The following is a 23,925-nucleotide window of genomic DNA, read 5'->3' on the forward strand; positions in this document are numbered from 1 at the left end:
CGGGTCGCGCACGCGGGCACCGATGGGAAGGTACGTCCGTCGGCCAGGCTTTACCGTGATTCGGGCGAGGGTTCGCCCTGACCGTCTCGATTCAGTCCCGTCCCCGGCCCGTGGAGGGCTGGGGACGGGGGCAGTGCATCAGAAGAAGCCCAGCGGGTTGATGTCGTAGCTGACCAGCAGGTTCTTGGTCTGCTGGTAGTGGTCGAGCATCATCTTGTGGGTTTCGCGGCCGACACCGGACTTCTTGTAGCCACCGAAGGCGGCGTGCGCCGGGTACAGGTGGTAGCAGTTGGTCCATACGCGGCCGGCCTGGATGCCGCGGCCCATGCGGTAGGCGCGGTTGATGTCGCGGGTCCAGACGCCGGCGCCCAGGCCGAACTCGGTGTCGTTGGCGATGGCCAGGGCCTCGGCTTCGGTCTTGAAGGTGGTGACGCCGACCACCGGGCCGAAGATCTCTTCCTGGAACACGCGCATCTTGTTGTGGCCCTTGAGCAGGGTCGGCTGGATGTAGTAGCCGCTGGCCAGGCTGCCCTCGAGCTTCTCGGCGGCGCCGCCGGTCAGTACCTCGGCGCCCTCGCTGCGGGCGATCTCCAGGTAGGAGAGGATCTTCTCGAACTGCTGGCCGGAGGCCTGGGCGCCGACCATGGTCTCGGTGTCCAGCGGGTGGCCGCGCTTGATCTGGCCGACCTTCTTCATCACGACCTTCATGAAGTCGTCGTAGATGGATTCCTGGATCAGCGCGCGCGACGGGCAGGTGCACACCTCGCCCTGGTTGAAGAAGGCCAGCACCAGGCCTTCGGCGGCCTTCTCGATGAAGGCCGGCTCGGCCTGCATGATGTCCTCGAAGAAGATGTTCGGCGACTTGCCGCCCAGCTCGACGGTGCTCGGGATGATGTTGTCGGCGGCGCACTTGAGGATGTGCGCGCCCACCGGGGTGGAGCCGGTGAAGGCGATCTTGGCGATGCGCTTGCTGGTCGCCAGCGCCTCGCCGGCCTCGCGGCCGAAGCCGTGGACGACGTTCAGCACGCCGGGCGGCAGCAGGTCGCCGATCAGCTCGAGCAGCACGGTGATCGACAGCGGCGTCTGCTCGGCGGGCTTGAGCACGATGCAGTTGCCGGTGGCCAGGGCCGGGGCCAGTTTCCAGGCGGCCATCAGCAGCGGGAAGTTCCACGGGATGATCTGGCCGACCACGCCCAGCGGCTCGTGGAAGTGATAGGCGACGGTGTTCTCGTTGATCTCGCCGACGCTGCCTTCCTGGGCGCGGATGCAGCCGGCGTAGTAGCGGAAGTGGTCGGCGGACAGCGGCACGTCGGCGTTCAGGGTCTCGCGGACCGGCTTGCCGTTGTCCCAGGTTTCGGTGACGGCCAGCACTTCCAGGTTCTGCTCGATGCGGTCGGCGATCTTCAGCAGGATGGCGGCGCGTTCCTGCACCGAGGTGCGGCCCCAGGCGGCGGTAGCGGCGTGGGCGGCATCCAGTGCCTTCTCGATGTCCTCGGCGGTGGAGCGGGGGAATTCGGCGAATTCCTCGCCGGTGACCGGCGAGCTGTTGGTGAAGTACTGACCTTTCACCGGGGGCACGAACTGGCCGCCGATATAGTTGCCGTAGCGAACCTTGTAGGAAACGATGGCGCCTTCACTGCCAGGATGGGCATACCGCATGGAGGATTCTCCTGATTCTTGTGGTTCTTGGATTTTCTGGGGAGTGCGCAAGAGCACGTCTGCGAATGGATAGTGCAGAAGGTGTGCCAATGTGCCGCAACCCCACTGGCTGTGCGGGTTCGCCGCAGTTTGTCGGGGCCGGAGCGGGGTGCTCTGTGACAGGCTTAAAACAGGGGCGAGACACCTAGGGCGAGACACTTGTGTCTCAAAAGCTTGCAGTGATACTCGAAGCCGGACGTTGATCCCCAGAAAGTCCGCCTCGCCTCCAAGGTCTCGCTATTGGTGTGGGCTTGCTGGTCGCCAATAATGTAGTAACATGCCTACATTGGCGTATTGGAGGATCAGACTATGCCGACGACTCTTTCTAGCCGGGAGTTCAACCACGATACCAGCCGGGCAAAGAAGGCCGCGCTGAGCGGGCCTGTGTTCATCACAGATCGAGGGAAACCGGCTCACGTTCTGCTGTGTATCGAAGAATACCAGCGACTGACCGGCAGCCAACCCAGCATCCTCGACATCCTGGCAATGCCGGTGGAAGAGGAAGTGGAGTTTGAAGTCCCTCGTGCCACTATCAAGACGAGGCCGGTGGATTTTTCTTGATGTTCTTGCTCGATACCAATGTTGTCTCCGAGCTGCGCAAGGCCAAGCAGGGCAAGGCCGATACCGGTGTTGTTGCTTGGGCGCAAAGCGTTCAGGTCGGAGAGTTGTACCTGTCGGCCATCTCCGTGATGGAGTTGGAAACCGGAGTATTGCTGCGTGAACGCAAAGATGCAGCTCAAGGGGCGCTTCTGCGATCGTGGCTCGATCAGCACGTTCTTCCTGGCTTTGCCGGACGCATTCTGGCAGTGGATACCGCCGTGGCTCTCCGGTGCGCGAGGCTGCATGTGCCTGATCACAAGAGCGAGCGCGATGCGCTTATTGCTGCGACGGCGCTCGTTCATGGCATGACAATCGTGACCCGGAACGTGGCGGATTTTGAGTCGACCGGCGTTTTAATTCTCAACCCTTGGAACCAGCAGTCATGAATCCTGCTCGAGCGGCTACGCTGGCTCGAAACACAGCCCGACGACTACCACATCGGCCCCCTCGACAAAGCGGCCCTGCTAACGATGACTACCGAAGCCCTGGAGTCTGTAAAAACGTTCGAGCGCGCCGCCGAGCTTGTGACTCGGTATACCTTGTCCGGTGAGGCGTGGGTTAGCCCGATACCGGCCCGGGCGCTGGAGGTCTTGATGCAACTCATCGACCTGGGAGTACGGGCCGAGGTTGGCTCGGAGGCAGCAGGCTTGGCCCTCGATGCCGAAGATCTGGCGCTGCGATCCTTTGAGGATGCGCTGGAGTTGGGCGAGGAGCGCTTGGCGGAAGCCTGGGAGGCGGATGGCGCCCCTGACGAGAATGAGTGAGGCGGGTGCCGGCCAATTGGCCTTTAGAAACGCAGGAGAGGATTTCTTTCTCATCCCAAGCTGGCAGCGAGGCGGCCGGTGCAGCGTGACCGGCCTGATCACGGTTAAGCATCGAAGCATTTATGTGTTCTGACAGAGCCAGACCCAGCCGATATTTTCTGCCTCGATTCGCCAGGGCGCAGTATCTTCAGCCTCCTTTGCGATACGTTTTGACATCCTCCCCGCGCTAAAGGACGGGGATTCCCACTGCTGGACGGCCATGCCCGACCGCGAGAATGTTCCTGGCCGCGTTCACATCGCGGTCGTGAGTGACACCACACTCACTGCAAGTCCACTCCCTTACTCCAAGTCCTACGATACCTTTCGGCCTCAAATCGGGCAGACAGCCACAATTCGAACAGGCTTGGGAGGTGTAGCGCTCGTCGACCACCCTGAAGACGATGCCTGCGTGAGCGCACTTGTATTCCAGCATCGTTTTCAATTGGCCCCAGCCGGCATCGAGCACCGACTTGGCCATCTTGGTCTTCGCGAGTTTCGTGGGCGATACATCCCCCACGTGGATTTCGCCGTACCGGTTTACCAGTTGCCGGCTGAACTTGTGCAAGGCGTCCTTGCGGCGGTTGGCGATCTTGGCATGAATCGCTCGGGTGCGCTGCTTGTTGCGGCTGTGCTGGGCAATCGCCAGCTTGGGCTCCAGGTCGCGGTAGAACCGGCCGTTCTCCAGCTTCAAGCCGTCGCTACAGGTCGCCACGTCCTTGAGGCCGAGGTCGATACCGACTGCTCCCTGCCCCGGTGAAAGTTCGGTTTCAACTTCCACGGCGACGTTGAAGTACCAGCGGCCGCGTGCATCCTCGCTGAAACTGCCCGAGCGAAAGCTGTACTGGCTCAGGCCGTAGCTGTCCCAGACCTTGAAGTAGTGACCGCTGTGACAGACTTGCCCGCTCTTCCATTGAGCGGCGCCTGACTTGAAGGGAATCCAGCCCAGCGAGCGACGGACACCGCCCGATTTGCGCCAGTTGAGCCGGGCCTTGCGGAACTGCAGGCGGCGCGTGGCGTACTCCCGCGACACCTCTTGCAGCGTCTGAGAATGGAGCCCCAGCTCTTTGCTGGAGCCTTTGGTGTAGCGGTCCATGTCGTAGGCAGACAGAAACAGACCGCGCTCCCGAATGGCTCGGGAGCTGAGTTCGTTCAGATAGTTCCAGACGAAGTTCACGCTGCGGGCCATCTGCCGAAGCAGCGGCGCGTGCTTGTCTCGAACGCGAACTTTGAAGGTCTTGGTCTGCTTCATGCGCTCTACTATACTTGGTCTATGAAAGAGAATACAGCAATCCGTACAGGTAGACACTGCATCTTCGAGCTTCATGCTCATTTGGTCTTCGTGACCAAATACAGAGGGCGCTTATTTTCGTCCGCACACCTCGAAACACTGGAAACCCTGTTCTGCAAGGTATGCCATGACTTCGAGGCCGAGCTTCAGGAGTTCAATGGGGAGGCCGACCATGTTCATCTGCTGGTGACATACCCGCCGAAAATGGCTCTCTCGAAGCTGGTGAACAGCTTGAAGGGCGCGTCCAGCCGCCGAATGAAACAGCTACACCCTGAGCTGGTCGCGCCGGCATACCGGAGCAATGCCTTGTGGAGCCCCAGCTATTTCGCCGGCAGCGTGGGCGGCGCATCTCTTTCGGTGGTCAAGCAATACATCGAGCAGCAGACAAGGCCGCTATAGGGAGGCTTTGCCTCCCGTGCTATTCATCCCCGCACTAAAAGTACGGGGCTTTCCGCGCATTTCGGTAAACGCCGTGACATGGCCGCAGCCAGATTTCGCCGGCCGGCGAGCAAGCAGAAGGAGCATCAGGAAGCCCGCCGCTGGGTTTCCCCCTACGAGCTGGTGATGGTCGACGAATTCCAGGATGTTTCTCGGGCCCGCGCGCGGCTGACGCGGGCGTTGGTTCAGTTATCTTCTGCAGCAAATGTGTTGCTTGCCCATTCGATAAACGCACGCAACCGAGGGGACGGCAGCCGGGTACGCGCATACACAATATTGACCGGGCTGGGCAATGGCGGAAAGAGTTCTAGCAATGGGATAAGCTTGCCAGCAGCAAAGTAGCCGTCTAGCCGGTAGCGCGGAGCCTGGATGATGCCGAAGCCGGCAAACGCAGCACCGACATAGGAATCCGCACCGCTGACCCGCACGCGCGTGGGCAAGGTGACGTGGCGAACGCGCCCTTCGTGCTGGAACTCCAGCGGCAGCAACGCACCGATGGCGGTGGATTTGAAGCCGACCATCACGTGGCCGTCCCCCTGGAGGGCGTCGATGTCCGTCGGTGTGCCGTGCCGTTTGCAGTAGTCCGGCGAGGCCGCCGTGGCCTCGGCCAGCAGCGTCAGGCGACGTGCGATTAGGTCGCTGTCGCGCAACTTGCCTACGCGGACGGCGCAGTCCACGCCTTCGCGCACCAGGTCGACATAGCGATCGCCTTCGCTGACGTCCAGCTCGATGTCCGGATAGGCGTCCAGGAACGCGGGAAGCCGAGGAAACAGCAGGAGGCGCGCCAGCGTGCCGTGCACCTCGATACGCAACGGCCCGCGTGGGCGCGTATCGCGGAAGGCGCCTTCGGCATCCTCCATATCGGCAATCAGACGCAGGCAGCGGCCGTAGAAGACCTCGCCTTCCAGCGTGGGTGTGACTTGGCGCGTGGTCCGCTGCAGCAGCCGCACGCCCAGGCGTGATTCCAGCGCCTTGATGGCATCAGTGACCGTCGCCCGTGGCAGCGCCAAGTCGTCCGCAGCCTGGGTGAAGCTGCGGCGCTCCACGATCCTGGCGAAGACCCGCATGGCGTCGAAGCGGTCCATTGTCCGGATTTCCGAATGGTGTTCGCGGATTCTGCCAGATTATCCGAGTGTCACAAATGGATAAGGTCTCTCCGCCGCCAATCCGGCGGTCCACTCGAGACCTCCCTCATGAACACGCAAACGCATTCCCGTCCGGTCGCCATCGTCACTGGCGGCTCGCGCGGCATCGGCGCCGCCATCTCCGAACGCCTGACCGTCGATGGCTACGCAGTGGTCATCAACTACGCCGGCCGGCGCGACGACGCCGTGGCCTTGGCGAGCCGCCTCGTTGCCCAAGGCGGCGAGGCCATCGCCCTACAGGCCGACGTCAGCGATCCGGTCGCGATGCAGCGGCTGTTCGACGCCACCGAGGCCCGCTACGGCGGTGTCGACGTGCTAGTCAACAATGCCGGTGTTATGGACTTGGCGCCGGTCGCCCAGGTCGACGATGCCGCCTTCGACCGACTGGTCGCCATCAACCTCAAGGGCAGCTTCAACGGCATGCGTGAGGCAGCGCATCGCCTGCGTAGCGGCGGCCGCATCATCAACTTCTCCTCCAGCGTGATCGGCTTGCGCCTGGAAACCTACGGCGCGTACTCGGCCACCAAGGCGGCGGTGGAAGCGCTCACCACTGTGCTGTCCCGCGAGTTGCGTGGGCGCTCGATCACTGTCAACGCCGTGGCGCCGGGCCCCACCGCCACCGACCTGTTTCTAGAGGGCAAGTCGCCCGAACTCATCGAACGGATGGCCAAAATGAACCCGCTCGAACGTCTGGGCACGCCGACCGACATCGCCGCGGTCGTGTCCTTCCTTGCCGGCCCGCAGGGCGGCTGGATCAATGGCCAAGTCATCCGCGCCAACGGCGGCATGGTCTGAAACTCGCCGTACGGTCGAAGGCATCAGCCAGGGAGCCATGCGAAATTGACATCCTCCCCTCCCTCTCGCTGACGCTCGTCGCCCAAGGGCGGAAAGGAAGGGGACTCCTACCGTGTTCAGCCCGGCAGGGCTGACTCACCTCGGCGGGTTCCTGCTGCTGGCGGCCTGACCGCACCGCTCACTTCACAGGCTAACCGGGCGTGTCCCGCCCTTAGCACATTGATGGCGCCGACCACATCGGCGTTTTCCTCGAAGCTGCACTCGACGCAGGCGAACCGCTCCTGCGTGCGGCGGTTGTCCGCCGACACATGCCCGCAGGCTGGACAGGTGCGACTGGTGTTCCGTGGCGGCACTGCCACCAGATGGCCACCGTTCCACGCCAGCTTGTAGTCCAGCTGGCGGCGGAACTCGAACCAGCCCTGGTCCAGAATCGCTCGGTTGAGCCCTGACTTGGCCCGCACCTGTTTGCCCGGTGTCTCGGCGGTGCCTGCTGCCGATCTGGACAGGTTGCGTACCTGCAAGCCCTCGACGAACACGAGCGCGTGGTTTTGGCTGATCGCGGTCGAGGTCTTGTGCAGGTAGTCGCGGCGGGCGTTGCCGATGCGGGCGTGAATCCGCTGGACACGGGCTTTCGCCTGCTTCCAGTTGCTGCTGAATTGGGTCTTGCGGCTCATGGCCTGCTGCGCCTTGCGCAGCGCGGCCTCATGGCGCTTGAAGCTGTTGAGCGGCGCGTAGAACGTGCCATCGCTCAAGGCGGCGAAGCGGGCGATGCCCAGGTCGATACCGACGGCGCCACCCTGCGACACGGGGATTTCCACCTCGCGGCGGGTCTGTACGCTGACAAACCACCTGCCGCCACTCAGGCTGACCGTGACGTTGCGCAACTCGCCCAGCGCTTGCCGGCTGTTGCGGTAGCGCAGCCAGCCCAGCTTGGGCAGGAAGATCCGGCCGTTGGCCTGATCCAGCTTGATCTGCTTGGGGTCGGGATAGCGGAAGCTGTCGCGCTGGCCCTTGCGCTTGAAGCGCGGAAAGTCGGCGCGCTGCTCGAAGAAGTTTTTGTAGGCTTTTTCGAGGTCTTTGAGGGCGTGTTGCAGGGGGTGGACGGGCGCTTCTTTCAGCCAGCTCGTTTTCGCGCTGTTGCGCCAGGCGGTGAGCTGTTTGGCCATTGCCACATAGCCGATGTACTGGCCACCGGCCTCCCGATTGGCCTGCTGCAACGCCAGCGCCTGGTTGAAGACGAACCGGCACGAGCCCGCGAAGCGGCGCATCTGGCGCTGCTGTTCGCCGGTCGGCATCAGTTCGTATTTGAAGGCCTGGAGTCGCTGCATGGCCGGAACTATACTTTTGGTCTATGAGCCTAAAAAGCGATATTAGACGCGGTAGACACTGCGTCTTCCTGATGCATGTCCACTTGGTCTTCGTGACAAAATATCGGCGCGAAGTCTTCAGCAAAGACATTCTCGATGACCTGCATGGCATCTTCGCCAGCGTTTGCGCCGACTTCGAGGCGGAACTGGTGGGGTTTGATGGCGAGGATGACCATGTGCATCTGCTGGTGAACTATCCGCCGAAGGTGGCCATCTCCAGCCTTGTGAACAGCCTGAAAGGCGTCTCCAGTCGCATGATCCACAGAAAAAACTACCCCAGCATCCGCAAGAAGCTGTGGGGTGGTGCGCTCTGGTCACCGAGCTATTTCGCCGGCAGCTGCGGCGGTGCGCCCATCGAAGTCGTCCGCCAGTACATCGAGCAGCAGCAGACGCCTCATTGAAGGCAAACCCGAGGACGGCTACGCCGTCCGCGCTATCCTTCCCCGCCCTGAAGGGCGAGGTTTGCCGCGCATCGGATCAATACTTCAATACATCTATATGTAAGCACTTAAGTGCTTAACTCTGAAACAGGTATCCCTTCGCGACCGAGGATAGCGACAATCTCGTTCAACTGGTCCGCACCCCACTCTGGCGACTGGCCCAGCACCGCGGCGATGTCTTCGAGTGCAGCTTTGTAGTGTTCGCGCCTTGTGGCCACCTGAGCGGCAGGCTGGGCGGGCGCTGCCTGCTCGCCTAAGTCGTCGACTAGCTTCTCAAGCTCGATCAATGCATCAGCCACCAGGCTCTGCACAGGGCGGTGGTTTCGTGGGTCATTGGCTCTTCTCCTTCGGCTTGCTCGCCGGTTGTTAAACATGGCGTTTGGTGCTGCCCAGCATTCGGTTTGGCCGTGTGTGCAGGTCAAAGCCAAGCTATCGCTGGATGAAGGAATCCCAAGCGGTGACGAGTGTTGGCGATGGTGCGGCTAGTCGATGATGTCGTGAACTCTAACGTATTGAAGTACCGAAGCAAGGAAGTGCTTGCTTTGATGCGTTGAAGCATCTCCAATCTGGTGCATCCTAATCCTGCGCTCAGGATTGCGTTGCTTCAGGAGGTATCGCTTGGCCGTCGCGTCACCTACTCGGACTCTGCGCCCGCTACCCGAACTTGACTACTATGACAGCAGGTCAATGCTGCTCCCTATTCCAATCACCCCACTCGAGGCTTGGAATCTTATGACGGCCGAACCGAGACCGCTCATGCGTCTGGCTTTCCGGGGGAGGGACGCGATCTCCTCGCTGTTTGGCGTAAAGCAGATCGGCGGGTTTTCCGGCAGGCGGCGGGAGACGGTATGTGTGGGTGATCGGCTGGATTTTTTCTTGGTGGAATACAGCGCCCCAGACATGCTGATCCTGACCGAACGGGACAGGCATCTCGATGTCATGATCTGTCTTTCTACATCGGATCGCCAAATCGCTGTCACGGCGTCGGTCGTCACCCATAACGCCTTCGGGCGCATCTACATGCTGCCAGTCGGGCTGGCACACAGATTAATCGTTGGGAACGATCTTAGGCGATTGAAACGAGAACTGGAGAAGATTGTGGCAGTCTCCACGAACGGGCGGATACCCGGCGCTTGAGCGGAAAGTTGGAGTCAAGTGCTGTTGTCCACAAGGCCTCCAAAGATCGACTTATTTCCACACGGCTGGTGCATCCGCCGTGCCGACGGCACGATTGCGACCATTCAGAAAATCCGAAACCTCGGATTGGACGCCTCCTTCAAGATCGCGCAGGAGCGAGCCGTCAGGATGGATTTGTCGGCGCCTCCGTGCCTGAATAGGAAAAAAGCGACTCTTGTTCGCTTGCCAAAGGCGCAGGTCACACTGCGCCACCGATTCCGTGGCGGAGACAAGCCGACAGCCGAGCAATGGCGAATCTTTCTCTCTTTCCAGCTTCCGATCTGCACGAAGGGAACTGGTGCCGCCCGCCGGCACCGCTGGATGAAAGTGCCGATCGGTAATCTGCACGAGCTGTCGCCGGCGCGGATTGCAACTGCCTGGCGCAGGGTCTACGCGGGATGGGCATGGGCAACAAGCCTGAAGGACGAACACACCACGGAAGAAATCTACCGGATGCCGTTACCGGAAAATCTGGAGGATTTTCTCCTTCTCATTTCTTTGCCACCGCCGCCGAGTATCCCTGAGCTCTGGGAGCGTGTTGGTTTCGATCCCGCTACCGGGCGGGACATGGCCGCTCGCCAGAAGGAACACTTCTCGGCATAAGAGAAGATTGGGTGCTGGCACCCATCCAGGGGCAACTCATCCCCTGATTGCATCGGTCGACTCGTTCCTCGCCTGCACGTCTGCAAGAAGGCGCGCTCTTGTCCGGTTATACTCGCGGGCCAATTTCCTAACTGGACTGACCAATGAACAAAGCTGACCTGATCGCCGCCGTTGCCGCCTCTGCGGACCTCCCGAAAACGACCGCCACCGCAGTGCTGGATGCCTTTACCGCGACTATCACCAGCACCCTGCAGCAGGGCGAGAATGTCGCCCTGGTTGGTTTCGGCACCTTCGAGGTGAAGGAGCGCGCCGCCCGCGAAGGTCGCAACCCGCAGACCGGGGCCGCGATCCAGATCGCTGCCGCCAAGCTGCCGGGCTTCAAGCCAGGCAAGGGCCTGAAAGACGCCCTGAACTGACTCCCTGCCGGCATAACCCTGCATTGAGTGCTGGCGCCCAACCGGGACATCCATCCCTGGATGGGAAGGGCGGGCTTGAACAGAAAGGGCCAGGCGGGCGAGAAAGGTCGGTTACCACTCTGGCTGCGACCTCATGATATTGAAGTGTTGAAGCGCTCACGCGTTGAAGTAATGAAGCATTGAAGCCAATGCGTATTGAAGCATTCATGTGGCCCGATAAACCGAGCCGATATTTTTCGGCTCGATTCGGTAGGGGCGAGCACCGGTGCACCATTGGCTCCGGACTGACTTGGAAACAAGGGCGAGGCCGGAAAACGGCGGCAGAACGCCCTCCTATGCCTCCGGTGCCACGTCGGCTCCAGTGGAGGGGCGGAATATTTCCTTGAACACCAGCAGCAGATCCAAGGCAAGGGCCAGGCCAATGGCGCCCATGGCGACGGAGAACAGCAGCGCGTAATGGCCGTGGCTGGCGGAGAACAGCGCCGAATAGGCGTAGCCGGCCAGGGCCTGGAAGCTCGCGAAGGACACGGTGGCACGGCTCCAGGTGGCGTTCTGCTGGTGGTGGTCGGCAACCAGCTGGTGTACGCGGGCTAGCGCCAGCGGCACTATGCCGGGCGGAAACGATCCGATCACCAGCGCCGCGACGGCCAGCAGGCGCAGGTCGGCGACCGTCACCAGTACCGCGAGAGCAGCGGCCTGGGCCAGCAGCACCAGGCGGATCGCCGAGCGCGCGCCCCAGCGGTCGGCCAGGAAACCGTACACCACCGGCCCGACGATGGCGCCCACCCCGTACAGCGTCCAGATCAGCGCGCCGCTGTGGCTGCCGGCGCCGAGGCCACGGCTGACGTAGTCGACCAGGAACATCATCGGCGCCACCAGCCCGGCGGCCATCAGCGCGTATTGGGCGAACAGCACGTAGATGCCCGTCGAGCCGCGTACGGCGGATGCGCTCGAGCTGGCCGGCGCATGCGGGTTCTCCCGAGGCCAGCCGAACCAGCTGGTGGCGGTCAGCAGCAGCGCTACCCCGCCCAGGCCCAGCCAGGCCTGCAACAGGCCGAAGGAGAGCAGGAACGGCACCAGGCTGCCCGAGCCGGCGATGCCCAGGCCGACGCCGAGGAAGATCGCGCCGCTGGCCAGGCCGCGACGGTTCGGCGCGACATGCGGCAGGATGGTGCTTGCCGCAAGCACCATGATCACCCCGCCGGCGATGCCGGACAGCAGGCGCCAACCGAAGAACCAGGCCATGGACAGCGGTATGGCGCAGGCGAGGAACGACAGGGCCACCAGCACCATCATGGCGCGCAGCACGCCGGTGCTCGACCAGCGGGCGGCGAGCGGCCGTCCTCCCAATGCTCCGATGAGGTAGCCGGCGAGATTGGCCGCCCCCAGGTAGGCCACCACCGATGGCGAGAACCAGTGCGCTTCGATCAGCGCGGACATCAGGGGGGTATAGGCGAAGCGGGCAAGGCCGATGCCGACCAGGCTGGCGCACAGGCCGGCCCAGATCGGCAGCCATGGGAGGTGCGGTTGGCCGTGAGGCTGGAGCATTCGGCATTCATGATGACCCCTTGCGTCTGTCGAGAAGCGCAGTCAGTGGCGATAGGGGAGCATAAGGGCGCTGATTGCTGAAATAATGCAGCGATTTCAATTGCCATACATGCAAATTTGCATCACCGAGGACTCCTCATGAACTGGGACGATGCACGGATCTTTCTCGCCCTGTGTCGCGAGCAGACCCTGCGGGGCGCGGCCCGGGTGCTGGGTGTCGACCAGGCCACCGTCGGGCGCCGCCTGGCCTCTCTGGAGCACGCCCTGGGTGCCACCCTGTTCCTGCGCACCTCCCGCGGCTACAGCCTGACGGCCGCTGGCGAAGTGGCGATGGCCGCAGCGCTGAACATGGAGTCCTCGGCCGCCGAGCTGCAGCGGCAGATCCTCGGCATGGACGACCGCATGAGCGGCGTGGTGCGGGTCACCACCACCGACTCGTTCGCCATCGATGTCGTCATCCCGGCGATCGCCCGCCTGCACCAGGCGCAGCCCGGCATCGAGGTGCAACTGCAGGCTTCGACCCAGTTGCTCAATCTGAGCAAGCGCGAGGCGGACATCGCGGTGCGCACCCTCAAGCCGGAGAACCCCGATCTGATCGTGCGCCGCGTCGCGCGCTGGAGCAGCGCCATCTTCGCCTCGGCGGCCTACGTGCAGGCCCACGGTGTACCCGAGCCCGGCACGGCGTTCGCCGGGCATGACCTGGTGCTCTATCAACCGTATCTGGACAGCGGCAAGGAGGTGACGCTGGGGTCCGAACCGATCACCCATGGCCGCATCGCCATGACCTGCACTTCCGGCCTGCTGGTGCGCCGCGCACTGATCAACGGTCTGGGCATCGGCGAGGTCCCGCTACCGTTCGGCGAGGCCGACGGTCTGGTGCGTCTGTGGCCCACACGCGCATGCCCGCCCTATGACATCTGGCTGGTGACCCACAAGGACGTGCGCCACACCGCCCGGGTCCGAGTGGTCATCGACGCCATCGCCGAGGCATTCGCTGCAGTATCCGGCTGAGCCTTCGTCACCCGGCTGCCAGCTATACCGGATCGAGGCAGAAAATATCGGCTGGGTTTATCGGGATGCCCTGAACCAGTGGGGGAACTTCGAGCTGCGCGGCCGTGCCGTTGTCTTCGGCCAGGTTCCCCGTCAGGACAAATACGGCGCCATTGATTTCGCCCTGGATTTACTTGGGCACAAAGGCGCTGCTCCGCTCGATCTGGTCGGGTTCGCCACGAGAACACGAGAGCAGCGACTCGCCTATGCGACCCAGCACTGGATCGCGGCTGCGAGGCTGCATTGAGCGCTGGCCGGCCGATCCAGGGGCGGCTCATCCCCTTGGATGGGAGGGCTGCTCGTTTGCACGTCTGCAAGAAGGCGCGCTCCTGTCCGGTTATACTCGCGGGCCGAATTCCAACCTGGATTGAATAATGAACAAAGCTGATCTGATCGCCGCCGTTGCTGCCTCTGCGGATCTGCCAAAAACGACTGCCACCGCGGTAGTGGACGCCTTCACCGCTGCTATCACCAGCACCTTGCAACAGGGCGAGAATGTCGCTCTGGTTGGTTTCGGCACCTTCGAGGTGAAGGAGCGCGCCGCCCGCGAAGGCCGCAACCCGCAGACCGGTGCCGCGATCCAGATCGCTGCCGCCAAGCTGCCGGGCTTCAAGCCGGGCAAGGGCCTGAAAGACGCCCTGAACTGACTCCCTGCCGGCATAACCCTGCATGAGCACTGGCGCCCATCCGGGGTCAACCATCCCTGGATGGGAAGAACAGGCCTGAACAGAGAAGGGCCGGCCTGGCGAGAAAGGTGGGTTACCACGCTTTTCGAATGAGCGGCGGCATTTTCCTCACTTCATAGCAGCCGCCACCTCAGCCTTCCTCACCAACTGCACGAACTCGCTGCGATAGCCATAGAGGTCTTCGCCCTTGTTGCTGTTGGCCAGTTTGATAGCATCCTGGTAGCTCCAGTTGCCGCTGTACTGGCCGCCCTTCAGCAGTTCGGCGAAGCCGGCCACCGCCGTGGCGAAGGCGGTTTCGCGGGCCATTCTCGCCGACAGTTCACCGCCATCGACTGGGATCGGGGTGGTGATCAGGCGCGAGCTGCTTTCTTCCGGCAGTTTGTAGCGGATCTTCAGGAAGCCGTATTCACGGGCGTGGCCCTCGGCGGCCGGCTGCTGCGGCTGGTAGCGCGAAGGTTCGAACAGGCCGCTGACGGCACCGGCCGGGGTGATTTCGTAGATGGCGGTGACGCGGTGGCCGGCGCCGATATCGCCGGCGTCCACCTTATCGTTGTTGAAGTCTTCCTGCTTGAGGGCGCGGGTTTCGTAGCCGAGCAGGCGGTATTCGCTGACGGTCTGTGGGTTGAACTCCAGTTGCAGCTTCACATCCTTGGCGATGGGAAACAGGGTGGAGCTGGCTTCGTCCACCAGTAGCTTCTGCGCTTCGCCCAGAGTGTCGATGTAGGCAGCCACGCCGTTGCCGTTCTGCGCCAGCGCCTGCATCAGTTGGTCGTGGTAGTTGCCCTGGCCGAAGCCGAGCACCGACAAGTAGATGCCTTCGTCACGCTGGCGCTCGATGAAGCCCTGCAGCTCCGCGTTGCTGGTGATGCCGACGTTGAAGTCACCGTCGGTGGCGAGGATCACCCGGTTCACCGCGTCCTTTTTGAAGCTGGAGCGGGCCAGTTGGTAGGCCAGCTGGATGCCTTCGCCACCGGCGGTGGAGCCGCCGGCACTGAGGCGGTCGAGGGCGGCGAGGATCTTCTGCTTCTCGCTGGCCGGGGTGGGCTCCAGCACGGTACCGGCCGCGCCGGCGTAGACGACGATTGAGACGGTATCGCTTGGCTGTAGCTGGCTGAGTAGCAGTCCCATGGACTGCTTGATCAGCGGCAGCTTGTCCGGGCTGTTCATCGAGCCAGAGACATCCAGCAGGAACACCAGGTTGCTGGCCGGGTGCTGCGCGCGCGGCAGTTCATAACCACGGATGCCGATGTGCAGCAGCTTGTTGCCCGGCTTCCACGGCGAGTTGGTCACCGTCACCGTGGCTTTGAATGGGGTTTCCCGGCTGTCCGGCAATGGGTAGTCGTAGTCGAAGTAGTTGAGCATCTCCTCGAGCCGCACGGCGTCCTTCTGCGGCAGCACGCCTTGGTTGAGCTGGCGGCGCACGAAGCTGTAGGAGGCGGTGTCCACATCCACCGAGAAGGTGGAGACCGGCTCGGTGGCGACGCTCTTCACCGGGCTGGAATCGACCGCCTCGAAGCGGTCGTGGCCGACTTCCTGATACTGGGCAGGCGGCGACACTTCCGCCAGCACTGGCGCCGAGGACGGCGGTGCGGCAGCCACCATCTTGCGGCTGGCCTGCGGCGCAGATGGTCTAGGCTGGGCGGTTGTCGGAGTCGGTGCGCTGGCTACGCTGCCCATTTCCTGGCTGACGGAGTCGGCCATGGCCTGGCCCTTCGCCGGCCCGGCCACGGCTTCGCGTTCGGCTGCGGCATTCTCTGCCTGACGCTTTGCCAACTGCGCCTGCTGATTGTGCCGGGCTTCCTCGGGCGGTGCCGGCTTCGGTGCGGGCCCTTCACTGGCGACTGGCAGCACCGAACGCGGCTCGAACGGCGGGTTGCCGATTTTCATCACCACGGATACCGCCAGTACCACCACGGCGGCGCTGGCTGCGCCACCCATCAGCCACTGTCGTTTCGACATGTTCATCCTGCTTCTCCCGTTTCCGTCCAGCGGGTTGCTGGACGGGGTGGGACGCAGCGGTGTGACATTTCCTTGGGGCACTTGTGCATTTTTTCCAGCGAAGGCCGCCAGCGCAGCCTGACGGGCTCTGGCACGGGCCTCTTCGCCGGGTTCAATTCTGTCCACCCCTTCGAACAGAGATTTCAGATCGTCATCAGTCATGACCATTCTCCTGCATGGCAGCAGAGGCCAGCCTCTTGCGAATTTCATGGAGACGCCAAGAGATGGTGGACTCCTTCACGCCGAGCAGTTCGGCCGCTTCGCGGTGGCTCAGGCCTTCGCCGGCCACCAGTACCAGGGTGTCGCGGTAGCCGCTGCCCATGGCATCCACCTCGTCGAGTACCTGACGCAGATAGACCCGGGATTCATCTGCTGAGTCTGCCACCGCTTCGCCGCAGTCCTCGTCCAGCGTGTCTGCGCGGTGGCGCGACTGCTGGCGATGCCAGTCGCGGGCGCAGTTGAGCACCAGCGCATACAGCCAGCTGCTGAAGGCCGACTCGAAGCGATAGCTGGCGATCGAGTGTGCCAGCTTGATGCAGGCCTGCTGGGCCACATCCTCGGCGTCCTGACGCTGGCCGGTGTATTTCATGGCGAAGCGGAAAATGCTGGCGTAGCAACTGTCCACCACCTTGGCAAAGGCTGCAGCGTCACCCGCGCGTGCTTTCTCCAGTGTCTGTCTGTCCGGCGACATCGCCGCTTCCTGCTGATTGATCTGTAGGTTGGACGCTGGCCGCGCTGAATTCCTTGGCCGGGAATCGGCGGTTATCGCTCAGCACCATTGGATCTGGGGACAGCAGACTAGCAATTATCGGCCGGGGCGGGATGGCACTGTGTCATGGCTTTGGAGGCGGTTGGGGGATCATGGAGGAGCTTTTCTTATCGGCTTGTTGGTCGGCCAGGCTCATCGGGCAGTCCTTCTGACTGCCGCGGATTATTGCCGCCGGCATTCCTTGGCCGGGAATCGGCGGTTATCGCTCAGCACCATTGGATCTGGGGACAGCAGACTAGCAATTATCGGCCGGGGCGGGATGGCACTGTGTCATGGCTTTGGAGGCGGTTGGGGGATCATGGAGGAGCTTTTCTTATCGGCTTGTTGGTCGGCCAGGCTCATCGGGCAGTCCTTCTGACTGCCGCGGATTATTGCCGCCGGCAAGAGCCGGCTTGCAAGGAATCGCTGGCGCCTCACGCGGTCTGCTCGAAGCAGCGCTTGTGGTACCCGTTGCCGGCGACCAGCAGGCGCTCGCACGCGGCCGAGGCCGGGGATATTGTCGCCCTCGACGTAATGGCGGACGGGCAGAGTGCTTCCAAACGCGGCATGCCCACCCAGAAGATCCTGGGCCCGGGTGGAGGCTTTGGCCATTGCCCAGCGTCCGGCTCCCCTGGAGCCGCCTGCCGATCCATTTTCCTTCTCACGTACTCGTCGCTCCACCTTTGCCGGAAGGTTTGGAGGGTTTGGCGGGCTTCAATGCCGCCAGCAGGGCGTCGTTCTGCGCTCTGAGGGTGTCCAGTTCGCCACGCATCCGGGCCGCCTCCTCGCCCCTGGCATGAGCCTTCGCCAGCTCGTCCCGCAGCTGCTTCAGCTCGGCGGTGTGCTGCTCACTGGCCATTCGGGCCGCCTGTTCGGCGGTGTTCAGACGCTCCCGGAGCTGGGCCAGCTCGACAGCCTGGCTCTGGTGTTGCGCAAGCCCCTCCGTCAGCTGCGCCTGGGTCGCCGCCAGCTCGCCCTTTACGCCGTCCAACTGATACTCCAGGTCCTCGACGGTCTGCGCCGCGTCGGCCAGCTCCCGCTCGGCCTGTTCGCGCTGCTCGCCGGCGGCCCGGACCACCTCGCCCACGCGCCGTTCGGCCGCCTTCACCGCCTTGTCGTTCAGCTCGACCGCCAGGGCTGCCAGGCGCTCGGTCAGCGCCCGGGTGACGGCCGCCAGTTCCTCGGCCACCTCCACCGGCAGTTCGGCCACCGGCTCGGCCTTGGCGGCTGACGAGCGGGTCAGGTGGTCATCCCAGACCTGTTTCAGCCGGGTGGGGTTGCCGCCGCCGACTCGTTGCCGCAGGGCGAAGCCCGTGACGTTGCGGCCGGCGGCCTGCAGGGCTTCGCCGGCCTGGACGATCTCTTCGAGGGTGTATTCGGCGGGGCGCATGGGGGTCGATTTCCAATCGGCTGAGGATGAACTCAGCATAGCGAATAACAAAACAAATAAATAAACAAATTAAAGACGGAAATCGGCCGGTCCTACGCCGGCACCTGGCCCTTGATTTGCCGGCGGCGCTCGGTGATCACGTCGCGGACAGCGACAGCTCGGCTTGGCCGGCGCCAAGGCTCACCCGGTGTGTTTGTACTACATGAGTTCGTTCTGCAGCCGGCGGCATCGCGCAGGCTATCTGGATTGCCTTATCTGAAGTGGAGATAGGAATACACGATGGATGCCTCTGGTTATGGGCTTTTTCGGCGGTTTTCGTGTTAGAAAAGCCTTCGTAATCCATGCGGATAGGAGGGGGATAGAGTTGATGGAAACAGCACGAATACTGATTAGGCCGTTGTCATTGGATGACGTTTCTGCGCTGACGGAAATTCTTAGCGATCAGGAGGTTATGAAGCACTCCGTGCGCGGGGTTTGTGACGAGGCGGCCACTCGAAGGTTCGTAGAATGGTGCTTGGACTGCTACGAGTCACATGGCGTAGGTCCATGGGCTCTTATCGAAAAGGAATCGTCCACTCTCATCGGATTCTGCGGGGTAGGGCCGGAGCGCGTAGGAAATGCGGAGGAGATCAATCTCGGATATCGGCTTGCACGGCGGTACTGGGGGATCGGCATTGCCACGGAGGCAGCGTGCGCTACTCTCGCCTATGCGTTTGGAACTAAAGCGTTCCGGTCGGTGGTGGCAATTATCGAACCTGAGCACATTGCCTCACTGCGAGTCGCTGAGAAGGCCGGTTTTCATGATTTCCAGGAGATGGTGTTTCATGGAAAGCCTGTGCGCGTGTATCGCATGACCCAGGACGAGTGGAGTGAGCTGCAAGGCATGCCCCTCCAGCCGATGTCAGGGTACGACGCGGCCCTCCTCAACTGAGCACCTGCTGATTGGCTCCCCAAGCCTGGCGCAGCATCTGCAAAGCTTTGGCAATATCGGGCTCTGGCACGGAGGCAAAGCCCAGTACCAAGCCGGCCCGATCATCCAACGGCGTTTCGCTGTCGGCTAACCAATAATTGCTCAAGCCGTTCAACTCCACCCCTACCTGGTTCGCAGCGGTGATCAGTGCGCGCTCTCGTACCAAGCTATCGACCCGTACGCAGAGATGCAGGCCGGCATTCACAGCCGGCACTGGCGCACAGCCGGGGACGTCCTCAGGCCAGCCGGCCAACAGCGCATCGCGGCGACTGCGTGCGGCGCGGCGCATGGTACGAATATGTCGCTGGAAATGCCCGGCGGCGATGAATTCGGCCATCACTGCCTGGGTGCCGATTTCCGAATGACGCATATCCAGGGCACGGCGGCGGGCAAAGAGTGGTGCTAAGGCCGGAGGTAACACGAGATAGCCCAAGCGCAGCGCAGGAAAAGCAATCTTGCAGAAGGTGCCAACGTAGAGCACTCGGCCTTGGCGGTCGAGAGCAGCCAATGGGGCTAAGGGGGTGCCGCTGTAGCGGTACTCCCCGTCGTAGTCATCCTCGACTATCCAGCTGTCGTGACGCTCTGCCCAGTCCAGCAGTTCCAGGCGCCGTGCCAGGGACAGGGTGACTCCCGTGGGGTATTGGTGTGAAGGAGTGACATAGGCTAGGCGACAGCTACCGACCTGCGCCAAAGCCGCAGTATCCAATCCCTCGGCATCCACTGCGATGCCTTTCAGCTGTGCGCCAGCCATAGCGAAAGCATGCCCGGCCGCGCGGTAACCGGATTCTCGATAGCCACCTGATCGCCTGGTTCTACAAGCAATTGGGCACATAGGCTGATGGCCTGCTGGGCCCCGCAAGTCACGACTATCTGTGCCGGGTCGCAGTGCAGGCCACGGCTGTTGCGCAGGTAGGCGGCGATCAGCTCCCGCAGTTGCGGATCCCCGGCTGGGTCTCCGTAGCCCAAGCGCGCTGGTGAGGGCTTGCGCCAGAAGCGTGCCGACAGCCGCGCCCAAATCTCGAAAGGAAACAGGTCGAGGGCTGGAATCCCTACGCGGAAGGCCTTGGGCGCCCCCTCCGCAGGCGCGGGAAGATGGTGCACCTGCAGGCGTTTCAGGGCCTTGCTCGGTGTGGGACTGGGAGCCTGGATAGGAGCCGTGCGAATCACGCTGACCAGTTCAACGACATAGGTGCCGTCACCGATACGGCCTTCTACATAGCCCTCAGCATACAGCTGGTCGAAGGCGCGGGTTACCGTGTTGCGTGAAATACCCAGCAGATGCGAAAGATCGCGGCTTGCCGGTAGCCGGGTGCCGCTCGGCAGACGGCCATCGAGAATGCGCTCGCGCAGGGCCTGGTACAGCTGACGTGCCAGACCGCCGCTAGGATCAAGCTGGATACCGGAGAGATCGACTGGCAACGGCGGGAAGGCGGCATAGATTGGACCTATCAAAGTCACAGTAAATGGATCTTACAACAGGCCAATATCCTGTCTAGCATGGCTCCATGCTTGCCAGGAGAACCAGCATGTACCTGCCCGCCGCCTTCCGCCAGGATGACCTCACTGAGTTGCATCGACAGATCACTAACAGCCGACTCGCCACGCTGGTCAGCCATGGCCCGGGTGGCCTGCAGGCCAGCCACTTACCGCTGCTGCTGGTCGCCGACGAAGGCAAGTACGGCACGCTCTACGGCCACTTTGCCAAGGCCAATCCGCACTGGTGCGACTTGGCTACAGGCAGCGAGGCGCTGGTGATCTTCAATGGCCCGGACGCCTACATCAGCCCGTCGTGGTATCCGAGCAAGGCCGAGCACGGCAAGGCGGTGCCGACCTGGAACTACATCGCTGTGCACGCGCAGGGCCAGCCTGAAGTGTTCGACGATCCTGAGCGGCTGCGGCGGCTAGTCGGCCGTCTCAGCGATCACCACGAAGCTGGCCGCCCGCATCCCTGGACAATCGATGACGCCCCGCGCGACTACCTGGACCACAGGCTCCGCGCCATCGTCGGTTTCGCCCTGCCGATCCAGCGCCTGGAGGGTAAGTGGAAACTCAGCCAGAACCGCCCTGATGTCGACCGCCGGGGAGTATGGAAAGAACTAGGCGCCAGCTCTGACGAGCATGCTCGTGAACTGGCTCGACACATGGCTATCGATCACTGAACAACACGACAATATCGCTATGATTCAAGAGCCCCAACTCGACTGGCAAGCCGCGCGCGCCCCTTCCCGTGCACCGTTGAGTGGCCTGTACGTGAGGCTAGAACCCTTGGATGTCGAACGCCATGGTGGAGACCTGTGGCAGGCTCTGCAGGGGCCGAACTCCGACCTATTGCTGTGGCGCTACCTGCCCTACGGTCCCTTTCCCGAGCGCGTGTCCTTCGGCGCCTGGCTATCGACCAGCCAAGCCAGTGTCGATCCGCTGTTCTTCAGCGTCATCGACCTTGCCAGCCAGCATGCCATGGGGCTACTCAGTTTCCTGCGCATCGCCCCCAAGGATGGCAGTATCGAGATCGGCCATGTCGCTTTCGGTCAGGCTATGCAACGTACTCCAGGCTCCACCGAGGCGATCTGGCTGTTGGCTCGCCTCGCCATGGAAGAGCTGGGTTATCGACGCCTGGAATGGAAGTGCAACGCACTCAATACCCGCTCCATGCGAGCAGCCAGGCGTTTAGGTTTCGTCTACGAAGGGCTGTTTCGCCAGCACATGGTGGTCAAGGGGCGCAACCGTGATACGGCCTGGTTTTCCATCCTCGACAAAGAATGGCCACGCTGCCGAAATGCTTTCGAGCGTTGGTTGGCCCCCGACAACTTCGATGCCAAGGGCCGACAGAAGCGGTGTCTGGAAGATCTGCGTGAATGAGAACAGCCTTGGATGGCCGGCCGACACTGTGCTAGCCCGGTGGCGGGGTGTCCGTCACCGGTCGGTCGTCAGGGGCACTTCCCCCAGTACGCACCAGGCGATTTCGTCGTGATCGCTGCTCAGGCGGCCGATGATTGCGCTTTCCCACTCGTCCGGATCGGGAGTGCGCAGGCCATCCTCGTTGGTGAGGCGCAGCACGCACCCATCCGGCAGGATCAGGTCCAGCGCCCTGCAGTCACCGCCGGTCCAGACCTCCTCGAAGCCGTAGACAGCAACAGGATCCACCTCGTAGCCGCCGCAGGGGGAGAGGTAGGGGTTGCGAATTTCGACACCCTGGTGAAAAAACGCCAGCAGGGTGGGATCGTAGGGGGCCTTATCGTTCAGGCCGGATTCGCTGATCAGGTACATGGTTTCGCTCCTCGTGAGTGGCAGCCACTTGCTGCAGGCCTTCAGGCTGGCATGGTCACGGGAGAACCCAAATCGGGCGCGGCGGCCCGGGCGCGATGGGCGGGTAGGCCGGTGGCGCTCGAGCAGTGGAGCCTGCTGCCGGCGGGAAAGATTGTCCTCACTCGCCGCCGGCGGGCTCCGATACCGACAGTGCCTTGAACACCACCTCGCGTTCGAAGGTGCCCAGGAAGGCCGACCACTCCTCCATCAGCGCCCGGCGCTTGTCCAGCAGGTCGCCACGGTTGTAGGCCGCCTCCACCTTGCTCTCCAGCGTGTGTGCCAGCGCCATCTCGCAGACCTCGCGCGGATGGTTGGTCTGCTCGGCGGCCCAGGTCCGGAAGGTCGAGCGAAAGCCATGGGGCACGCAATTCTCGGCCCCGGCGGCATCGAGCACGCGGCGCAGGGCGTTGCCCGGGAGGGGGCCGCTGCGTCGGGCATTGAGGAAAACAAACTCCCGGTGATTTCCCTCTACCTGATCCAGAACCTCGAGCATGGCCTCGGTGAGCGGTACCCGGTGAGCACGCTTGGCCTTCATCCGCTGCGCCGGGATGGTCCAGATCCGGGCCTCCCGATCGAACTCCTCCCAGCGGGCGCCGCACACTTCGCCGCTGCGGGTCGCCGTGAGGATCAGCAGTTCACAGGCACGGGCGGCCGGGTTCGCCATCCGGTCGAGTTTGTGCAGCAGCGCCGGTACCTGCTCGGCCGGCAGGGCGGGGAAGGGCAGGGTGCTGCGCTTGTGACGCGGCAGGAGCTTGTCGAGGTGTCCGCGCCAGCGCGCCGGGTTTTCCCCCGTGCGCAGCTGGCGGGCCTTGGCGGCATCGAGGATCAGCTCGATGCGGTTGCGCACCCGGGTGGCGGTGACCGGCACCGTCGACCAGAGCGGGATCAGGACCTCCAGCACCTGGTCGGTGTCGACCTGCTCCACCGGCAGCTCGCCGATCCGGGGATAGACATGGGTGTTCAGGCTGTTGCGCCACTGTACGGCATGCCGTGGGCTCCAGGACGGGGCGTGGGTGCGCAGGAACAGCTCGGCCTCGGTCTTGAAGGTCGTGCCCTTGCGCCGCTTCGCCCGCGCCTCGTGCTGCAACTGGTGACGCTTGCCGAGCGGGTCGATGCCTTGGGCCAATTCCAGGCGCGCTTTATCCGCGGCCAGTCGGGCATCGCGCAGCGAGACCGCCGGGAAGGAACCCAGGCCCATGTCGCGGCGGTCACTCTGGAAGCTGTAGCGGAACACCCAGCTTTTCGTCCCGCCGGCGGTGACTTTCAGGAACAGGCCCCGGCCATCCTGGTAGGTGCCGGGGGCGGTGGTTTCCTTGACGAGCTTCGGTGTCAGTTTGCTCATGATGATTCAACCGGGCTGGTGGGCGATGGCAATCGGTGGAGAACAGGTTTGCAGGGGGGAATTATTGGTGGCTGGCGCAGATCCAGCCGCACTGTACGCAGATATTTTCCTCGTACAA

Annotated in this window: 25 protein-coding genes and 1 pseudogene; 14 read left to right on the forward strand and 12 right to left on the reverse strand. The window is 63.0% G+C overall.

The window, feature by feature from the left end:
- Window positions 1-138: 138 nt before the first annotated feature.
- Window positions 139-1,659 carry an acetaldehyde dehydrogenase ExaC gene (exaC, locus tag Atro_RS22025; RefSeq protein WP_497927448.1) on the reverse strand — a complete coding sequence of 507 codons (1,521 nt, stop codon included), beginning with the start codon at window positions 1,657-1,659 and terminating at the stop codon, window positions 139-141.
- A gap of 348 nt (window positions 1,660-2,007) precedes the next feature.
- On the opposite strand from exaC, the gene Atro_RS22030 reads away from it, so the two are divergent.
- From Atro_RS22030 to Atro_RS22040, 3 genes are all read left to right on the forward strand, one after another.
- Window positions 2,008-2,259, forward strand: a complete 252-nt coding sequence (locus Atro_RS22030; protein ID WP_497927888.1) for a type II toxin-antitoxin system Phd/YefM family antitoxin — start codon at window positions 2,008-2,010, stop codon at window positions 2,257-2,259.
- A complete protein-coding gene (locus Atro_RS22035; RefSeq protein WP_497927889.1) occupies window positions 2,259-2,684 on the forward strand; it encodes a type II toxin-antitoxin system VapC family toxin in 426 nt (141 codons plus the stop codon). The genes Atro_RS22030 and Atro_RS22035 overlap by 1 nt, the downstream gene beginning before the upstream one ends.
- Window positions 2,685-2,891: 207 nt before the next feature.
- Window positions 2,892-3,062 carry a hypothetical protein gene (locus Atro_RS22040; RefSeq protein WP_497927890.1) on the forward strand — a complete coding sequence of 57 codons (171 nt, stop codon included), beginning with the start codon at window positions 2,892-2,894 and terminating at the stop codon, window positions 3,060-3,062.
- 226 nt (window positions 3,063-3,288) lie between these two features.
- Here the strand turns inward: Atro_RS22040 and Atro_RS22045 are convergent, their stop codons facing one another.
- Window positions 3,289-4,350 carry an RNA-guided endonuclease InsQ/TnpB family protein gene (locus Atro_RS22045; protein WP_497927892.1) on the reverse strand — a complete coding sequence of 354 codons (1,062 nt, stop codon included), beginning with the start codon at window positions 4,348-4,350 and terminating at the stop codon, window positions 3,289-3,291.
- Between the two features lie 21 nt (window positions 4,351-4,371).
- Here Atro_RS22045 and tnpA (Atro_RS22050) point away from each other — a divergent pair, with 21 nt between their 5' ends.
- Complete coding sequence (gene tnpA, locus Atro_RS22050; RefSeq protein ID WP_497927893.1) at window positions 4,372-4,788, forward strand: IS200/IS605 family transposase; 417 nt, start codon at window positions 4,372-4,374, stop codon at window positions 4,786-4,788.
- Between the two features lie 224 nt (window positions 4,789-5,012).
- On the opposite strand, the gene Atro_RS22055 is transcribed toward tnpA (Atro_RS22050), so the two are convergent.
- Window positions 5,013-5,912: a LysR substrate-binding domain-containing protein gene (locus tag Atro_RS22055; protein WP_497927894.1), complete on the reverse strand. Its 900-nt coding sequence runs from the start codon at window positions 5,910-5,912 to the stop codon at window positions 5,013-5,015.
- Window positions 5,913-6,020: 108 nt separating this feature from the next.
- Between Atro_RS22055 and Atro_RS22060 the strand changes: the two genes are divergently transcribed.
- Window positions 6,021-6,767: an SDR family oxidoreductase gene (locus Atro_RS22060; protein WP_497927895.1), complete on the forward strand. Its 747-nt coding sequence runs from the start codon at window positions 6,021-6,023 to the stop codon at window positions 6,765-6,767.
- 116 nt (window positions 6,768-6,883) lie between these two features.
- On the opposite strand, the gene Atro_RS22065 is transcribed toward Atro_RS22060, so the two are convergent.
- Window positions 6,884-8,095 carry an RNA-guided endonuclease InsQ/TnpB family protein gene (locus Atro_RS22065; protein WP_497927896.1) on the reverse strand — a complete coding sequence of 404 codons (1,212 nt, stop codon included), beginning with the start codon at window positions 8,093-8,095 and terminating at the stop codon, window positions 6,884-6,886.
- 23 nt (window positions 8,096-8,118) lie between these two features.
- Between Atro_RS22065 and tnpA (Atro_RS22070) the strand changes: the two genes are divergently transcribed.
- Window positions 8,119-8,535 carry an IS200/IS605 family transposase gene (gene tnpA / locus Atro_RS22070; RefSeq protein WP_497927897.1) on the forward strand — a complete coding sequence of 139 codons (417 nt, stop codon included), beginning with the start codon at window positions 8,119-8,121 and terminating at the stop codon, window positions 8,533-8,535.
- A gap of 107 nt (window positions 8,536-8,642) precedes the next feature.
- On the opposite strand, the gene Atro_RS22075 is transcribed toward tnpA (Atro_RS22070), so the two are convergent.
- Entirely contained in the window at window positions 8,643-8,873 is a 231-nt protein-coding gene (locus Atro_RS22075; protein WP_497927898.1) for a hypothetical protein, read from the reverse strand.
- Window positions 8,874-9,192: 319 nt separating this feature from the next.
- Between Atro_RS22075 and Atro_RS22080 the strand changes: the two genes are divergently transcribed.
- From Atro_RS22080 to Atro_RS22090, 3 genes are all read left to right on the forward strand, one after another.
- On the forward strand, window positions 9,193-9,711 hold the full coding sequence (locus Atro_RS22080) for a DUF2867 domain-containing protein (RefSeq protein ID WP_497927899.1): 519 nt from the start codon (window positions 9,193-9,195) through the stop codon (window positions 9,709-9,711).
- Between the two features lie 18 nt (window positions 9,712-9,729).
- Entirely contained in the window at window positions 9,730-10,353 is a 624-nt protein-coding gene (locus Atro_RS22085) for a hypothetical protein (protein WP_497927900.1), read from the forward strand.
- 143 nt (window positions 10,354-10,496) lie between these two features.
- Window positions 10,497-10,769, forward strand: coding sequence for an HU family DNA-binding protein (locus Atro_RS22090; protein ID WP_497927901.1), 273 nt, complete (start codon window positions 10,497-10,499; stop codon window positions 10,767-10,769).
- A 333-nt stretch (window positions 10,770-11,102) separates the two neighbouring features.
- Here the strand turns inward: Atro_RS22090 and Atro_RS22095 are convergent, their stop codons facing one another.
- A complete protein-coding gene (locus tag Atro_RS22095) occupies window positions 11,103-12,317 on the reverse strand; it encodes a YbfB/YjiJ family MFS transporter (protein ID WP_497927902.1) in 1,215 nt (404 codons plus the stop codon).
- Window positions 12,318-12,455: 138 nt separating this feature from the next.
- Between Atro_RS22095 and Atro_RS22100 the strand changes: the two genes are divergently transcribed.
- On the forward strand, window positions 12,456-13,328 hold the full coding sequence (locus tag Atro_RS22100; protein WP_497927903.1) for a LysR family transcriptional regulator: 873 nt from the start codon (window positions 12,456-12,458) through the stop codon (window positions 13,326-13,328).
- Between the two features lie 413 nt (window positions 13,329-13,741).
- A complete protein-coding gene (locus Atro_RS22105) occupies window positions 13,742-14,014 on the forward strand; it encodes an HU family DNA-binding protein (RefSeq protein WP_090625515.1) in 273 nt (90 codons plus the stop codon).
- Between the two features lie 147 nt (window positions 14,015-14,161).
- On the opposite strand, the gene Atro_RS22110 is transcribed toward Atro_RS22105, so the two are convergent.
- The 3 genes from Atro_RS22110 to Atro_RS22120 all read right to left on the reverse strand — a co-directional run bounded on the left by Atro_RS22110 (window position 14,162) and on the right by Atro_RS22120 (window position 18,189).
- Entirely contained in the window at window positions 14,162-16,018 is a 1,857-nt protein-coding gene (locus tag Atro_RS22110) for a vWA domain-containing protein (RefSeq protein WP_497927904.1), read from the reverse strand.
- A 187-nt stretch (window positions 16,019-16,205) separates the two neighbouring features.
- Entirely contained in the window at window positions 16,206-16,742 is a 537-nt protein-coding gene (locus Atro_RS22115; RefSeq protein WP_497927905.1) for an RNA polymerase sigma factor, read from the reverse strand.
- A 718-nt stretch (window positions 16,743-17,460) separates the two neighbouring features.
- Window positions 17,461-18,189, reverse strand: a complete 729-nt coding sequence (locus Atro_RS22120; RefSeq protein ID WP_497927906.1) for a DNA-binding protein — start codon at window positions 18,187-18,189, stop codon at window positions 17,461-17,463.
- A gap of 358 nt (window positions 18,190-18,547) precedes the next feature.
- Here Atro_RS22120 and Atro_RS22125 point away from each other — a divergent pair, with 358 nt between their 5' ends.
- Window positions 18,548-19,120 carry a GNAT family N-acetyltransferase gene (locus tag Atro_RS22125; RefSeq protein WP_497928012.1) on the forward strand — a complete coding sequence of 191 codons (573 nt, stop codon included), beginning with the start codon at window positions 18,548-18,550 and terminating at the stop codon, window positions 19,118-19,120.
- On the opposite strand, the pseudogene pdxR reads toward Atro_RS22125, so the two are convergent.
- Window positions 19,113-20,599 (reverse strand): annotated as a pseudogene (pdxR, locus tag Atro_RS22130) (MocR-like pyridoxine biosynthesis transcription factor PdxR). The gene Atro_RS22125 and the pseudogene pdxR sit on opposite strands and share 8 nt — an antisense overlap.
- 86 nt (window positions 20,600-20,685) lie before the next feature.
- On the opposite strand from pdxR, the gene Atro_RS22135 reads away from it, so the two are divergent.
- Window positions 20,686-21,318: an FMN-binding negative transcriptional regulator gene (locus Atro_RS22135; RefSeq protein WP_497927907.1), complete on the forward strand. Its 633-nt coding sequence runs from the start codon at window positions 20,686-20,688 to the stop codon at window positions 21,316-21,318.
- A gap of 22 nt (window positions 21,319-21,340) precedes the next feature.
- Complete coding sequence (locus Atro_RS22140) at window positions 21,341-22,018, forward strand: GNAT family N-acetyltransferase (RefSeq protein WP_497928013.1); 678 nt, start codon at window positions 21,341-21,343, stop codon at window positions 22,016-22,018.
- A 54-nt stretch (window positions 22,019-22,072) separates the two neighbouring features.
- On the opposite strand, the gene Atro_RS22145 is transcribed toward Atro_RS22140, so the two are convergent.
- Window positions 22,073-22,426 carry a hypothetical protein gene (locus Atro_RS22145; protein ID WP_497927908.1) on the reverse strand — a complete coding sequence of 118 codons (354 nt, stop codon included), beginning with the start codon at window positions 22,424-22,426 and terminating at the stop codon, window positions 22,073-22,075.
- A 157-nt stretch (window positions 22,427-22,583) separates the two neighbouring features.
- Window positions 22,584-23,807, reverse strand: coding sequence for a tyrosine-type recombinase/integrase (locus Atro_RS22150; protein WP_497927909.1), 1,224 nt, complete (start codon window positions 23,805-23,807; stop codon window positions 22,584-22,586).
- Between the last annotated feature and the right edge of the window lie 118 nt (window positions 23,808-23,925).

The organism is Azotobacter tropicalis (genome assembly GCF_059739045.1).